Genomic DNA, 14750 nt, shown 5'->3' on the forward strand with positions numbered 1-14750 from the left:
CTCGTTGCCCTCATCAGGAACCCGAAGGCTCTCGCCCACGTGAGGCCTGGAACTCGGCGATGCATTGGATGGCCTGTTCGCACTGCTCAAGCGAAAGGGCATGGATGCTGGGACTGTCGACTGGAATGCGGAGCGATGCAATCAGCCACTTCATTGCCTTGCCCCTCGCCTCAAAGGCATTGACACCGTCGCGCCGCATCTTCGCAGTGACCAACGGATCGAGGGCATCGTGCAGTCGGCTCTTCTTTTCGCGCAATGCCGCGTCGGCCAATCTTCCAAGCGGGGTGTGTTGCTTGCTTCGCGCACGCACGCCGATCCACGCCTGGCACGGGGAGCAGATCCACACAGGCCCGTGGTCCTCCAAATACGGGTATGCCTCTTCTCCCACGCGGGCAAGAACCGCCTTCCCGCCGCAGTAATCGCAGAGGGGCTGAGGAGGAGCAGGTATCGGTCGGCCAACACGCATCAATGACCCTGAGTTGCCAGGAGGTGAGCGATTCTACGACATGGAATCGGGATTCTTCGTTCCCTACGCTGCCAACCGGTGCTCGTAGTAGGGCTGGTTCCGGTCGTCCAGGATTGCATCGAGCGCGGCCAAGTTCTTCGCGTCGGGATTCAACCAGGCTTCCACATGCTCGGGCTTGACTGGCACGATACAACGATCATGCCCTGCGGCCGACACCTCAGCGGGCGGCTCGTCGGTAATGGCAGCGAAGGAATAGAGATCGGCCTCGCCCTCTCCTCCTTTGCTGATCGACCATAGACACGCCACCAACATGTCCTGCTGCGGCTCGGGCCTGAACTCCAAAACCACGCTCTCTTGCTGCTCGCCAGGTGCCAGCTCTCGCTGCTCCATCCGATGCCGTGCGACATTTTCGTAGAAAGCATTGACGATCATGATGCCGTGTCGATAGCCGTATAGCTGTCGCCATGCCTTCTTCAAATTGTCGCGTCTGGCGTTGTTCTGGAACCTTGTATCTGTTAGGAATTTTACTAGTCTTTCCAAGACGAGTAGCCGGTGGGGGCGCGGGGGAGGGAAAAATGGGTCGGAGGGTTGTGGATAACTTCACTCTCGCGCGCTGGCGAAGACTGGAGGCGGTCGTGGTCCTTCGTGCAGTTGCTGAATACGCCAAGCAGGATGGGCAATTTAGACCACGGCAGAGCCATGGCACAACTCGCTGGCACGCGAACGTGGACGGCGTGGACTACGAAATCCTGTGCACGGGACCCCGGTTCCTAGATACACGTGCGAACCGAGGCGGTGGAGGTGCGGTCGATCTGGTAATGCACCTGATGCGGCTCGACTTCAAGCGCGCCGTAGCAGTGTTGAAGGCCAAGCAGCTCTGATGCGTCTTGTCGCATCGACTGAGGATCTTGTTATGGGCGGGCGGCCCTACCCCGGCTTCCCAATCCTCCTATGGGACAGCATGGAGAGCTGCGCGGAAGCCAACGAATTCCTGCGCCACTACCTGCTCCGCGGTGCTATCGGCTCGCGTAATTCTTGGGAACCGACAGGGCGTTCTCTTTACGACTACTTCAGCTTCCTTCAGGCGCACGACCTGCGTTGGGACGACGTAGATCGCGGAGAGAAAAAAACGCTGCTCGCCGCCTATCGAGACTACTGCTTCAAAACTGCGGGTCTCCAACGCAATACTGTACGGAACCGTCTCTTATACGTGTGCGAGTTCTATTCCTTCGCACAGCAGAGGGGCTGGATCAAGCAGCTTCCTTTTGGCTATGAGACGCGACGAACGATGCGTACGGGGGGCTTTCTCGCGCATGCCGATGGAAGTGGCGGAACGAAAGCCGTGCGCGATGTGATGCCGAGGGCTCGCAAGGACCTGCCTCAATATCTCACCCTCACACAAGTCCATGCCCTATTGACTGCAGCCGCTAACCCTCATCATCGCATGATTATTAGGCTTGCCGTGGGCTCTGGCCTGCGCCGGGAGGAACTGGCCTCCTTCCCGCGCGCCTATGTCTTCGATCCAGACCTTGCCGGACGGCCAGAGCGCAACATCCGTGTCCACCTTGATCCTGAGGATGGCCAAGGGATGCAGACCAAAGGCAACAAGCCGCGCTCAATCTACATCGGCCGGCGGCTGATGAAGGACCTGAACCACTACGCAATCCATGAGCGCGGCCTGCGCTCCTCGCTAAGCGGGGCGCCGCAAAAGGCGCTGTTCCTCAATCAGTTCGGCGAGCGGTTTACGGACGATGGAAAAAGTCTGAATCGTATTATCAAGGAGATCGGCAGGAAGGCCGGCGTTCGCGTGTGGGCTCACCTTCTGCGCCATACGTACGCGACTCACACCCTCGTCTCGCTCCAGCGGGTCCGCGACCGAAGCCGAATCGAACCCCTGGTGTTTCTGAAGCAGCAGTTGGGCCACGCCTCAGTGCAGACCACGATGGTGTACCTGCATCTGGTCAATGAATTGGCTGACGAGGCTGTGCTGGCGTACGACGACGAACTCAATGACCTGGCGGATGCGCTGAATGGGCAAGCGTAAGACCTTCTTCAAGACGGATCTGACAATTCCTCAGATAGAGCATGAGCGCGATGCTGAGGGGAGGATCGTCATCACCGCGGCAGCAATGCCTCCGAGCTGCACTGAAGTGAGATTCGGACGGAACACCACCAGGCTCCGGACATTCGAGTTCGCCCCTTGGTACGGCGTCGGCATTGACCCGATCACCTATGCCTGTCAGCGGCAGGTTGAGCGCTTCCTCGGCAAGCAGGACTCAGACGTCCAGGTGACGACTGTCGTGGGCTACTGCAAACTAGGCCTCGCGAGATTTTTGACGCACCTAACCATGCTCGGCACCGCAAACGGCCGACCGATGCGCCTGACCGACATCACCCGCGACACCATAGATAGCTACCTGCTCTTTCTCCGAGACCAAGGCATCGCCACGGACTCGCAGCGAACGGCGTACAGCTATACCAAGTCCGTCTTGCAGGCCTTGGGACGGCGAGGACTGGTCCACGTGATCGAACGCGGCAGTGAAGCCACGTTCCCCAGCAACCCCTTCCCCGGCTCGACACGCGGAGGCAAAGGGGAGCGCCCGCTATCTGCCACCGAGAAGAAGGCCTTCACGCTTGCCGTGAGGACGGCGGTGCAGCCACTGTTTGGAGAGGACGCAGAACCCACGGCAACACTAGCAGCCTATGCCCTGCTGGTCGTAGCCTTGCACACGGGTCGGAACACCACGCCATTGCTAGAGATGCCGATGAACTGCCTGCGCGCGCATCCAAAGGAAGGAATAGAGTTTCTGGTCGTGTTCAAGCGCCGAGGTTACTCCTCCACCAAGGTGGCGCTGCGCGCATCCAATTCCGTGATGCGTGTTGTGGAATCTACGCCGACACTGCGCTCCACGGTAGCTGGGTTGATTCGCCGCGTTCTTGCGCTGACGGCTGGCCTGCGCCGTGAGGCGCCGGAAGACATTCGTGATCGAGTATGGCTGTATCGACGAAGTAGGGACAGTGAAAGTCGCGTCAGCGCACTGACGCACGGCACCCTCGAAGAGGCAATCAAAAAGCTGGTCAGGACGTACGACCTCCGGGGCGATGACGGCGAGCCGATGCGGATCAACGTCAGCCGGCTGCGCAAGACCTTCGTCAACCGCGTGTACGAGATTCTGGACGGCGATGTCGTCGCCACCGCGACCGCGGCTGGGAACTCACTCGTCGTCACCATGCGCAACTACCTGCGACCTAGCGAAGATGCCCGCAAAAACTGGCGCTTCATGGGCCTGGTGCTGGTCGAGGAGCTTTTGACAAACACCCTCGGTGCCACTGAACGAACGCCGGTTGGCCGGTGCTCGGACACCACCGCCGGCGAGTATGCCCCAAAACGAAACGGCGACCTTTGCCAAAGCTTTCTGAACTGTCTTCGCTGCCGCAACTACGTCGTCACCGGCGATGACCTATGGCGGTTGTTCTCGTTTTACTTTCGGATCTTGCGCGAGCGCCCGCGCGTGGATAAGCGCCGCTGGGACCACCACCTTGCCCACATCCCTCGTCTGATCGACCGCGACGTCATCCAAGCCGGCCTTCGCCGCAAGTTGTTCAAGCCTGAGCAGGTGAATGCCGCCCGAGAACGGGCACGACACGATCCTCACCCCCTCTGGGCCAGCCCCACAATCATCAACGAATTGAATTCACTGGCGTGATGTCCCTAGCCAGAAGAGCGCTGGACCAGGAGCCTGTCGGCCAGCCAATCCTTGATCAGGACAACCTCGCCGCCACCATCATCTCGACTTGCACGATCAACGGCAAGGTGGTCATCCTCAGCCGGTACGGCGACCCAAAGTGGCGGCTCGTCGGGCAGCCTACGAACAAGGGAGCGTCGGAACAGTACGTAGACTTCAACGCCATACCCGCGGGCTGGCGGGCCACGATGAAGGCGATCTTGTGGCACTACATGCGCCGCGGACGCGAGGGAAAGAAAAGGCCGTCGCCTCGCGCCGTGACGAAGCTCCTTGTGGACGCCAAGTCATTCCTGCAGCACTTGGTGCGATTGAACATCACTAGGCTGGCCGATGTCACGCCCTTCGCGTGCTCGCTGTTCGTTGACTTCTGCAGACAGCATCGCCAGCGGCAAGGTTCCGCCAGAGCGGGAGAACTGCTGAAAGCCTCCTCGCTTGGACAGCTATACGGCGCTGTCGAGGCGCTCCATGAGTTGAGTCAGTACACGAGGGATGTAATGCCTGACCATCCTTGGGCCGGCACGTCGGCCACCCACTTGGCCGGTCTGACCGGTCAAGGAACGGGGTTTCGGGGAGGCAAGACCCCGCTTATGCCGGACGATGTGTTCACCACTCTCTTTCAGCGCGCCTGGTCATTGGTTGAAGCAGCCGATGATCTTCTTGATGTCCGCGATGAGATCTTGATCCTGCGGCAGGCGGCCGGCGGGAAGACACCGGCCGAGGGTATTTTCGTCCGAAGTCGGGGCTGGGCGGACATGTGGGAGTTCAACAAGGCGGTGATCGAACTGCGCACCGCCTGCTACATCGTCGTGGCGAGCCTTTCCGGGTGCCGCAACCATGAACTCGGCTTTGTCCAAAGGGGAGCCTGCTACGCCACGGAGGCGGCCGCAGACGACAAGGGTGAGCCCCGGACTTACAACTGGATGCGTTCGCAATCCACCAAGACAGGCGAAGGCCGCGCAGAGTGGATGGTTCCTGAGGCGGTTGTGACTGCGCTGAAGGTGATGGAGCGGTGGTCTGCTCCCTATCGGGCCGTGATCGAGGCCGAGATCGAAGCTCTTCGTTCGCAGAACCCCCTGGACCCTGAGCTTGCCGAGGCGCAACTGCATATGAACGCCGTCTTCGTGGCCATGACGCCGAACAGAGGCAACCAGGTGCGCACGATGTCACTAGGGGCGTGGAACAAGGCGTTGAAATCGTTTGCGCAGAATTGCGGCTTGGATTGGGACTTGGCCAGCCATCACTTTCGCCGGAAGTTCGCAAGCTATGCCGCCCGGAGTCAGTTCGGAGACCTGCGGTACTTACGATCACACTTCAAGCATTGGTCGATGGACATGACGCTAGGCTACGCTCTCAACGAGTCACAGGAGATTGCCCTCTACGCCGAGATCCAGACTGAACTCGACGACATCAAGAATGAAGTCGTGGAAGGCTGGCTGCGACCCGGCACCGCCCTAGCCGGTGGATACGGTCGAAATATCGTGTCCTGGCGGGGCGGCCAGGCCGTGACCATTTTCAAAGACCACCGCCAGATGGTTCGGTCGTTGGCGGAAAGTACGTCCATCCGCAGCAACGGGCATGCGTGGTGCACAGCCGACGATAACCGGTGTGTCGGCAATGATCTAGAGCGCACGCGTTGCAGCGGCTGCAATAACGCGGTCATCGGGCCAGAGTACGCTCCGCTCTATCGGGGCCTCCATGATCATCTGCAGGAGGTGCTAGCCTGTGATGACATCGGCGAAGGCGGACGAAATCTGGTCCGCCGAGACATGCAGCGTTGTCGCGATGTGTTGGTGACCCTGAGTCAGGGGGACAATTCGGAGTCTGCCGCGCCATGAGCAAACAACGCAAGCCAGCAGATCAGCGCGAGAAGGATCTACGCCTGGCGATGTTTCGAATCCAGCAAGGTCGTGCTCGCCACACCAAGGCGAAGAAGCTTACCATCAGCGCAGTTGCCGAAGAGGCTGGGGTGACCGGTCCGCTCATCCACAACCACTACCCCAAGATCGCTGAAGCCATTCGACTAGCCCAAGGTCGCGACAGTCGCGCTCAGCGCAACGCAAAGCAACTGGAGCTAAAGGCGGCACGTGACAAAACTCGTGAGCTTCGGCAGGAGATTGCAAACCTCCGCTCGGATGTGAGTCGGCTGGCATCGATCAACGAGGTATTGCTCGCTGAGAATGCCATGCTACGGTCGCGGCTGGGCGATTCCGACGTGGTGCCGATGGTCAAGCGACGTCAAAACTGACGCCCACGGCTTCGCAGGCTGATCATGCCGCTACGAAACCATACCAAGCGCGGAACAGACTCCGATAATTGTTGGTCCGGATACCAATTCACAGACATCGCCGTTTGTGCCGTTGGCGGAAGTCGCTTTCCGGCCATGAAGAGCCGTTCGATTTTTCATACCGAGCGTCCGCTGCCGATCGCGATGCGGCCGCAGAGAGAGCCGTCTATCAGCACAAGCTGAATTGTAGGCTCCGCTGTACCCTCGGCCGTAGGTGTCAGTGAGAGACGGTCGACGACTGGCGCTCGCCAACTGCAAATGCCTCACGCGTCCGGCGCCACCGCCAGTGCCATCAGCGGCGCCATGCATGGGCTGGCCGCCGCCAGCGCGCGCTGTTCGTCGAGGATGTCCTGCAGGATGGCATGCGTCGTATCCGGGTTGGCCAGCACCACGCGGAAAACGGCAATCGGGCGGCCACTCCACTGTGTCGACGTCAACTGCGTGCGCGATACGAATGAGCGGCCGGCATCGCGCTGCATTTCCTGAATGCTGATGGTCAGCGCATCCAGCGCGTCCAGCATCTTCTCGCGCCTGCCGGCCGAAGCGGTTGCCAGCGCGGCACGCACGGTCTCGGGCACATGGCGATAGGTCAGGATGCAAAGCTGCGGGTGGCTGTCGAGCTCGAAATCCGGCTGCTGCACTATCAGGGATGCAAAGTAGCGGGCGTTATCGATGCTACGTTCGATCAACTGCGCCAACCCCTTGCGACCGAGCAGATGAAAGTTCGCATAGAGCATGATCGCCGCCGCGCCGCGCGATCCTTCGAGCGTATGGCGCCCCAGGTCCACCGAGCCCTTGCGCACGATGTAGTTCGCATGCTGGATGATGTCCTGCGTCCACGCCGCGTGCCGGAACAGCACCATGCCGGCGCCCATCGGCACGTAGAACTGCTTGTGCGCATCGATGACGACGGAATCGGCACGCTCGATGCCCGCGAAGCGCCAGCGCTCGCGCTCCGACAGCAGTGTTGCGCCGCCCCATGCGGCATCCACGTGGAAATGGCAGCCGGCCTCCTGAGCAACATCCGCGATCGCGTCGAGCGGATCGACCGCGCCCGTCTCGGTCGTCCCCGCTATGCCGACGATCGCCATCGGCCGGATGTTGCGCTGCTGCAGGTCACGCATGGTATCGCGCAGCAGGTCGATGCGCATGCGACCGTCTGCATCGACCCCGACCGGCACGAGATTGTCGCGCCCGATGCCAAGGACATCGGCTGCCTTTCGCAACGAGTAGTGCCCGCGCTCTGAGACGACGACCGCAAGCCCGTCATGGCCGTAATGGCGCAGCGCAGCCACCAGTCCGGCGCGATGGATGCCGGCGAAGCCATCACGCGCGCCCAGCAAGTTGTTGCGGCTCGCCCATAGCGCGGTGAGGTTGGCAACCGTGCCGCCGGAGCAGATCGCGCCGAGCGCGTGGTCGGCATCGTGCAACCATCTCGCATAGAACGCGGTGTCCTGGGCAAACACCAGCTTGTGCAGCATGCCGATGACCTTGCGCTCAAGCCCAGTCAGCGCGCCGGACGTCTCGAGCTTCACGACGTTCTGGTTCAGCGCTGCCACCACCTTGGCCAGCGAGGGCATGAACGACGGCAGCGACGACGTCATGTGTCCGACGAACGTGGGCGATGCCACGGGCATCACGTGCCGAAACACGTCGTTGAGCAGATGATCGGCATGCGCTTGCGGCGATGTCGGCGTCTCGGGCAGCTCAACCGACGCGAATACAGCCTCGCGTGTAGCGCACGCGCCAACCGGATCAAAATGCTCACCCGCAAAGAAATCCGCCGGATGCTCGGCGATCCATCGCTCGAGCGATTCGAATGCACCCCGATCCGCGTCGAACCAGCGCAAGGGGCAGTCGTCGCCCCCGTCCGTGCTTTGTGAGGTCCCTTCGCGAGAGATGTCCGGCTTCATTTGCATTACCCAATGTTGATCGGTACCAGATCCAGGTGTCGCAGGACCTCTCAAGTTGAGACCTCGAGGCCACGTCCGGTCGACTCCGGTCCCCCGAATTGCGCAATCTCACGGACAAGCTGCATGACGGTGCGGCACGCTAGCGTGAGTTCACCATGGCGCGACATGGCCAACGCAATATGGCGGGTGATCTGCGGATTGATGATCTTCGATGCCTGCAAGCGGCAATCCCGGCCGGCGTTGGAAATCGCATACGGCCCCAGCAGCGCGTACATGCCCCCGTCGGCGACGATATGGGTCTGCAGGCTTAGCGAATCGGCCTCCACTGCGACATTCAGCGCAACACCATGCTCCAGTGCCAATTGATCCAATCGGTCGCGCCAGCTATTGGGTCGGCAGAACATTACCAGGGGAAGGTTGTGCAGCGCGGAAAACTGTACGGTGGGGTTGGCGGTCACGCGGTCTCCCTCGGCGCCCACAAGGTAGGTCACAGTTTCGACTAAGTACACGTCGCCGTGCTTTGGCATCGGACTATGGCGGAACAGAATAGCCAGATCGACGTGTCCAGCTTCCAGCCAGTTCTCCAGTTGCGCGCCTTGCCCCTCGCGAACACTGAGTTGCACCAGGGGGTAGCGCTCCTTCAAGCGGTAATAAAGCGTGCTGACCAGTGGATGCGCCATGGAAGGCAGGATTCCGATGCGAACTGTGCCGATAGGCTTGCCTGAGGTCGAGTGGATGTCGTTGACCAGTTGGTCCGTGCCTGCCACCCACGCCCGGACCTTGGGCGCCACGCGCTCTCCGAATTCGGTAAGCACCACCCCGCGACCCGTGCGCTGGAATAGACGCCCCCCGCACTCCTGCTCAAGTTCATTGAGTTGGCGGCTGATGTGGGGCTGACTCGTGCCATAGGACTGAGCCACCTTGCTCAGACTGCCCAGGTCGGCAGCCGCCAGGAACAGTTTCCATGCGGAGTAGTTCATCGCTTGCCTTGGCTTCCATGCTATACGGAATCAGTATATCTGAAATATCCAGCATGGCACTTCCGGTATGCCATGGCGACTCCTAGACTGCCTCACATGCCCGCCGCCGTTATGGAGACACTAGCAGCGGCAGGCTCTCCGGGCAAAGCATCCGGCACCCGGTGAACCCCATACTCATACAGGAAGTGACATGAAAGATATCGACCTCCGCGGCCTCAATCCTGCCCCGGTTACGCCCTTCACCCGCGACGGCGCGGTGGACTACGCCGCCTGCAAGAAGCTGGGCGCCTGGCTCGGCAGCATCGATGGCGTGAAGAGCCTGACCGTGCTCGGCCACGCTGGCGAAGGCACCTTTCTGACGCAGGCGGAGCAGATGAAGGTCATCGAAACCTTCGTCGAGGCAGTCAATGGCGCCATTCCCATCATCGCCGGCATCACGTTGGAAGGCACCGAGGTGGCCGCCGAGGAAGCCAAGCGCGCGGTCCAGGCGGGCGCGTCCGCCGGCCTGCTCTACCCCTCGCACGGCTGGCTGCGCTTCGGCTACCAGAAGGGCGCACCTCAGGACAAGTACCGCCAGGTGTTTGAGACCAGTGGGCTGCCGCTGATCCTGTTCCAGTACCCCGATGCAACCAAGTGCACCTACGACCTGGAGACCCAGCTTGACATCGCGGCGCAGCCCGGCGTATTCGCGATGAAGAACGGCGTGCGCAACATGCGCCGCTGGGACACCGAGATCCCCGTGATTCGTCGCGAGCGCCCTGATCTGCAGATTCTGAGCTGTCACGACGAGTATCTGCTGCACACCATGTTTGACGTGGACGGTCTGCTGGTGGGCTACGGCAACATCGCGCCGGAACTTCTGGTCGAGCTAATCAAGGCCGGCAAGGCACGGGACTACAAGGCCGCCCGCGCCATCCACGATCGCCTGCTGCCTGTCACGAAGAACGTCTACCACCGCGGCTCGCACATGGAAGGCACTGTGGCGCTGAAGCATGCGCTGGTTGCCCGCGGCATCCTGGAACACGCCACCGTGCGTTCTCCGCTGCTGCCGCTCGCCCCGGGTGCTGACATTGAAATCGCAAACGCGATGCGCGCCGCCGGCATCGTAGGCTGAACGGTGGCCAGGCGCAGCCATCCGGCTGCGCCTGCTAGCCGCGTCAGTGTTTTTCCCATTTTGCTGTAGCCAGCAGGCATGCACAACGGGAGGAATACGAGGCTTCACGCTGACCTGAGCTTCTGGGCTGCCCCCTGTCGCGGACTTCCAGTGGCTCTTGGGGTGCGAAAGACCGTGGCGACGGCAGAAGCGGATGACGCAAAAATAATGATGGCCGGTGCTCGCACACCATGAGCCAGTCAACTTGGAGACAGCATGGACACCACTACGGTCGCACCCATGTACAGCGGCAGGAACGATGCGGCAAGCAGTGCGCCATTTGATCCGCAGCAGCGGGCAGCGCAACTTCTCTTTCGCATCGAGAATGTTCCCTTTAGCAGGTGGCACACCAAAGCCCGCATTGTTATGGGCAGTGCTACCCTGTTCGATGCATTCGACGCACTGTCCTTGGCGTTTGTCATGCCGGTCCTGGTTGGGCTTTGGCACTTATCGCCGGGCGAGATCGGCGTCCTGATCGCTGCCGGGTACCTTGGGCAGGTCATCGGCGCACTATGCTTCGGGTGGCTTGCCGAGCGCCTGGGCCGGGTGCCGAGTGCCACCGTAACCGTGGCCCTGATGTCGGTCATGAGTGTGGCGTGCGCCTTTGCCGGCAACTTTCACATGCTGTTCCTGTGCCGCTTCATCCAGGGCATTGGTGTCGGCGGCGAGGTACCGGTTGCGGCAACCTATATCAATGAACTGTCGCAAGCCCATGGCCGCGGCCGCTTTTTCCTGCTCTATGAACTGATCTTCCCTGTTGGCCTAATGCTGGCGGCCCAGGTAGGTGCCTTCTTGGTTCCTCGCTTTGGCTGGGAGTACATGTTCCTGGTTGGCGGGATACCCGGCTTGGTCGTGGCACTGCTGATCATGCGGCTGCCGGAATCACCACGATGGCTGATCGCCAAAGGCCGGTTCGACGACGCAGAGCGCGTGATCGGCGAAATCGAGGCCAGCACCCCCAAGCGAAACCTCGATCCGCAGCACAACGCCGCAGAGATGGACCGGCGCATCTCGGAACTGTACGGGGGCCTCCATTCGCAGAAAAAGGGCAACTGGAAGGAGCTGTTCTCGCCGTTCTATCGTGGCCGTACGGTGGTGGTATGGCTGCTATGGGCGAGTTCCTATTTCGTTGCAAATGGCATCAACAACTGGTTGCCGAGTCTGTACAAGACGGTCTATCACCTGCCATTGCAGGAGTCGCTGCACATGGCCTCGCTCTCCAACGTGCTCAGCACCTGTGCCGTTCTTGTCTGCGCACTCTCGGTGGACCGCGTGGGTCGTCGTCGCTGGGCCATGGGGTGTTTCGTGGTCAGCGGCATACTGCTCGCCGTCCTCGGAGCGTTCGGCGCCGCCAGCCCCTGGTCGGTCATGCTGCTTGCATCCTCAGCTTATGCCGTGATGGGTTCGGCGACGGTGCTGCTGTACCTGTACACGCCGGAAATCTATCCCACGCGTATCCGTGCGATCGGAACCGGCCTGGCGACGTCATGGCTACGAGCTGCCTCCGCCACCGCACCGACCGTTGTCGGCATGGTACTGACGGGACAGGGTATTGCCACCGTCTTCCTGATGTTTGCGGGCGCCTGCGTGGTCGGCCTTGTCGCGGCCAGCCGAATGACCGAAACCACCAACCGCCCGCTGGAAGAGATTTCACCCTGACTGGCTGACCTGCCAAACGCAGCAGCGCAGACCGCTGCCGTCAGACGCTTCACGGCGATCATCGGACCCAGTATCCCTTGCAGCCGTGCACTCGAAACGTATCGAGCGCACGGTGCTGGGGGGAGACCGCTCGCCTGCCTTCACAAGTTTGTAACGACTCGCCATAACAAGGAGACACCCATGAGGAGTTGCGGGAAATGGTACGCGGGCCTTCTTTGCGCCGCACCGATGTTCGCTTCGGCACAATCAGTGACGCTTTACGGCCTCGGCGACACCGGGGTCGAGTATGTGAACAATATTGGTGCCAGCAAAGACAGTGTCGTGCGGATGCCGAACCTGACTGCCACCGTGCCTTCGCGCTGGGGGATGCGCGGGACTGAAGACCTTGGGGGAGGCCTGAAATCCGTCTTCGTCCTGGAATCCGGCTTTGCCCCGGACTCCGGATCGTCAAATCAGGGGGGACGCTTGTTCGGTCGCCAGGCCTTTGTGGGGCTGAGCAATCAGTGGGGACAACTCTCCTTCGGCCGTCAGTGGACGATGACCTTCTGGTCAACGCTGGACTCTGACGTACTGGGGCCCAACATCTACGGCGCCAACTCGTTGGATAGTTATCGACCCAATGCCCGCGCCGATAATGCCATCGCCTACAAGGGTACATTCGGCGGATTGACTGTCGGCGCGACATACAGCCTCGGGCGCGACACAGTCAATGCTGGCCAGAACCCCGCGGGAACCAACTGCGCCGGAGAGAATCCCGCCGACAGCAAGGCCTGCCGTGAATGGTCAGTGATGCTGCGGTATGACGCAAGCTGGTGGGGCCTGGCAACTGCATACGATTCCTTGCGCGGAGGCGCCGGTGCTGCAGCAGGGCTGGTGAACAGCGGCCTCAAGGACGATCGCCTGCACTTTGGTGGCTACATGGTCCTGTCCAGGACGAAGCTTGGCATCGGTGGCACCTTCCGGAACAATGAGGGCAGCACCACGTCCCATAGCCAGTTGTACTATGCGGGCCTGGCCTACGACATCACGCCCGCCTTCAATCTCGCGGGGCAGATCTACTATCTGGGATTCAACCATAGTGCCAACAAGGCATGGCTCGCGGCCCTGCGCGGTGCCTACGCCTTCTCCAAGCGGACCTCCGCCTATCTTACGACTGGCTTCATTGATAACCGGGGCCAACTGGCCATGTCGGTCAGCAGTGGCAGCGCCGTCGGAACCAGCGCGCCGGCACCGGGCGGCAACCAGTTTGGTGCGATGATTGGCATAAAGCATGTCTTCTGAGTCGGCGCCATACCTGTTTATGGCAAGAGCAAGAGCTCAGGCGAAAGCATCGGATGCAAGAATCCCTTCTCTGGACGCTCGCCAGTCGAGGCAGAGCGGCAAGCATGCAAGTCAATATCAGGAGACGACAATGAGAAGTATTTTGAGAGCGCTAGTGGCCACAAGCTTTGGTCTTGCCGCCACGCTGGCTCTCGGCCAGAGCTACCCCAACAAGCCCGTCAGAATCGTTGTGCCGTACCCCGCTGGTGGAACAGTGGACGCTGTTACGCGGGTTGTTGCGCAACGCCTAAGCGAAAACCTCGGCCAGCAATTTATTGTCGATAACCGGCCCGGAGCCAGCGGAACGCTGGGCAGCAAGTTGGTAGCGACCTCGGCGCCAGACGGTTACACCCTACTTGTGCAGGCATCGACCTTCGTGGCCACGCCGATGCTGATGAGCGCAACGACCTATGACATCGAAAAGGACTTCACGGCGATCACACAACTGGGTAGCGTCCCAATGCTCGTGACGGCGCATCCCAGTGTTCCAGCAAAGGACCTCAAGGAGTTCATGGCCGCCATCCGCAAGGAGCCCGGGAAGTACACCTTTGGAACTTCAGCAGTCGGCTCGGCTAGCCACCTGGCCGAAGAAGCGATCAAGCACGACGGGAAGCTCCAGTTCGAGATCATCCCCTACAAGGGTACGGCTCCGGCGTTGACGGAAGTCATGGGCGGCCACATCAATGCCATGGTGGATGCCTTGCCATCGACGCTGCCCCATGTGAAGAGTGGAAAGCTGAAGCCGCTTGCAGTCACTAGTGCGAAGCGCATTGCCGCGTTGCCGAACGTTCCGACGGTTGCAGAGTCGGGATTGACCGGCTTCGAGATGGTTTCCTGGTACGGCTTGTGGGGACCTGCGAGAATGCCCGCCGAACTGACTCAACGCATTCGGAATGAAGTCGCGAAGGCATTGGCTTCGGAAAAAGCGGTCAAGGTATTGGGCGAGTATGGATTCAGCGCCACGACGTCCCAGCCGGCGGACTTCACCGCATACATTAGGCAGGAGAAGGCCAGATTCAGCACCCTGATCAGGGAGGCAAATATCAAGCTCGACTGAGCGGCATTTGGAGAGCCACGATGAGCACATATACCGCACGCGACCGGGCCAGCACGGTGGAACACATCCATGGTCGCGGTGCCGGCACGCTTGAGTTGGACTACGAGACCGCATGGCAGGACGCGATCGAACTGGAGCAACTCGGCCGTCAATACGGTGTCGACGTGTAGTA

At 60.9% G+C, this 14750-nt stretch carries 12 protein-coding genes and 1 pseudogene; 9 read left to right on the forward strand and 4 right to left on the reverse strand.

The genetic code is table 11. The features are described from left to right. Nucleotides 1-13: 13 nt before the first annotated feature. Complete coding sequence (locus AC3WRR_RS13060) at nucleotides 14-466, reverse strand: zinc-finger-containing protein (protein ID WP_058697662.1); 453 nt, start codon at nucleotides 464-466, stop codon at nucleotides 14-16. 63 nt (nucleotides 467-529) lie between these two features. Next, nucleotides 530-961: pseudogene (locus AC3WRR_RS13065) on the reverse strand (SOS response-associated peptidase family protein); the annotation flags it as partial. A gap of 385 nt (nucleotides 962-1346) precedes the next feature. Between AC3WRR_RS13065 and AC3WRR_RS13070 the strand changes: the two are divergent. From AC3WRR_RS13070 to AC3WRR_RS13085, 4 genes are read left to right on the forward strand one after another with little or no spacing between them, the layout of a single operon-like run. Beyond that, nucleotides 1347-2510 carry a tyrosine-type recombinase/integrase gene (locus AC3WRR_RS13070; RefSeq protein WP_058697660.1) on the forward strand — a complete coding sequence of 388 codons (1164 nt, stop codon included), beginning with the start codon at nucleotides 1347-1349 and terminating at the stop codon, nucleotides 2508-2510. Next, nucleotides 2497-4173: a hypothetical protein gene (locus AC3WRR_RS13075; RefSeq protein ID WP_058697659.1), complete on the forward strand. Its 1677-nt coding sequence runs from the start codon at nucleotides 2497-2499 to the stop codon at nucleotides 4171-4173. Before AC3WRR_RS13070 ends, AC3WRR_RS13075 begins: the two co-directional genes overlap by 14 nt. After that, nucleotides 4170-6047, forward strand: a complete 1878-nt coding sequence (locus AC3WRR_RS13080; RefSeq protein WP_143010704.1) for a site-specific integrase — start codon at nucleotides 4170-4172, stop codon at nucleotides 6045-6047. The genes AC3WRR_RS13075 and AC3WRR_RS13080 overlap by 4 nt, the downstream gene beginning before the upstream one ends. Then, complete coding sequence (locus tag AC3WRR_RS13085; protein WP_058697657.1) at nucleotides 6044-6457, forward strand: hypothetical protein; 414 nt, start codon at nucleotides 6044-6046, stop codon at nucleotides 6455-6457. The genes AC3WRR_RS13080 and AC3WRR_RS13085 overlap by 4 nt, the downstream gene beginning before the upstream one ends. 302 nt (nucleotides 6458-6759) lie before the next feature. Here the strand turns inward: AC3WRR_RS13085 and panP are convergent, their stop codons facing one another. Both panP and AC3WRR_RS13095 read right to left on the reverse strand, forming a co-directional pair. After that, on the reverse strand, nucleotides 6760-8409 hold the full coding sequence (panP, locus tag AC3WRR_RS13090; RefSeq protein WP_058697656.1) for a pyridoxal-dependent aspartate 1-decarboxylase PanP: 1650 nt from the start codon (nucleotides 8407-8409) through the stop codon (nucleotides 6760-6762). A gap of 50 nt (nucleotides 8410-8459) precedes the next feature. Beyond that, nucleotides 8460-9389 (reverse strand): LysR family transcriptional regulator, encoded by a 930-nt coding sequence (locus AC3WRR_RS13095; protein WP_058697655.1) that lies wholly within the window; start codon nucleotides 9387-9389, stop codon nucleotides 8460-8462. Nucleotides 9390-9579: 190 nt separating this feature from the next. Between AC3WRR_RS13095 and AC3WRR_RS13100 the strand changes: the two genes are divergently transcribed. The 5 genes from AC3WRR_RS13100 (at nucleotide 9580) to AC3WRR_RS13120 (ending at nucleotide 14748) form a co-directional block, all read left to right on the forward strand. Next, entirely contained in the window at nucleotides 9580-10503 is a 924-nt protein-coding gene (locus tag AC3WRR_RS13100; protein ID WP_058697654.1) for a dihydrodipicolinate synthase family protein, read from the forward strand. A gap of 279 nt (nucleotides 10504-10782) precedes the next feature. Further along, on the forward strand, nucleotides 10783-12201 hold the full coding sequence (locus tag AC3WRR_RS13105; protein WP_233528069.1) for an MFS transporter: 1419 nt from the start codon (nucleotides 10783-10785) through the stop codon (nucleotides 12199-12201). A gap of 180 nt (nucleotides 12202-12381) precedes the next feature. Continuing rightward, nucleotides 12382-13482, forward strand: a complete 1101-nt coding sequence (locus tag AC3WRR_RS13110) for a porin (RefSeq protein ID WP_058697652.1) — start codon at nucleotides 12382-12384, stop codon at nucleotides 13480-13482. Nucleotides 13483-13612: 130 nt separating this feature from the next. Further along, complete coding sequence (locus AC3WRR_RS13115) at nucleotides 13613-14578, forward strand: Bug family tripartite tricarboxylate transporter substrate binding protein (RefSeq protein ID WP_058697651.1); 966 nt, start codon at nucleotides 13613-13615, stop codon at nucleotides 14576-14578. A gap of 20 nt (nucleotides 14579-14598) precedes the next feature. Next, nucleotides 14599-14748, forward strand: a complete 150-nt coding sequence (locus tag AC3WRR_RS13120; RefSeq protein WP_327077297.1) for a hypothetical protein — start codon at nucleotides 14599-14601, stop codon at nucleotides 14746-14748. Nucleotides 14749-14750 lie beyond the last annotated feature (2 nt).

The organism is Cupriavidus sp. FW305-3-2-15-C-LB2 (genome assembly GCF_058787575.1).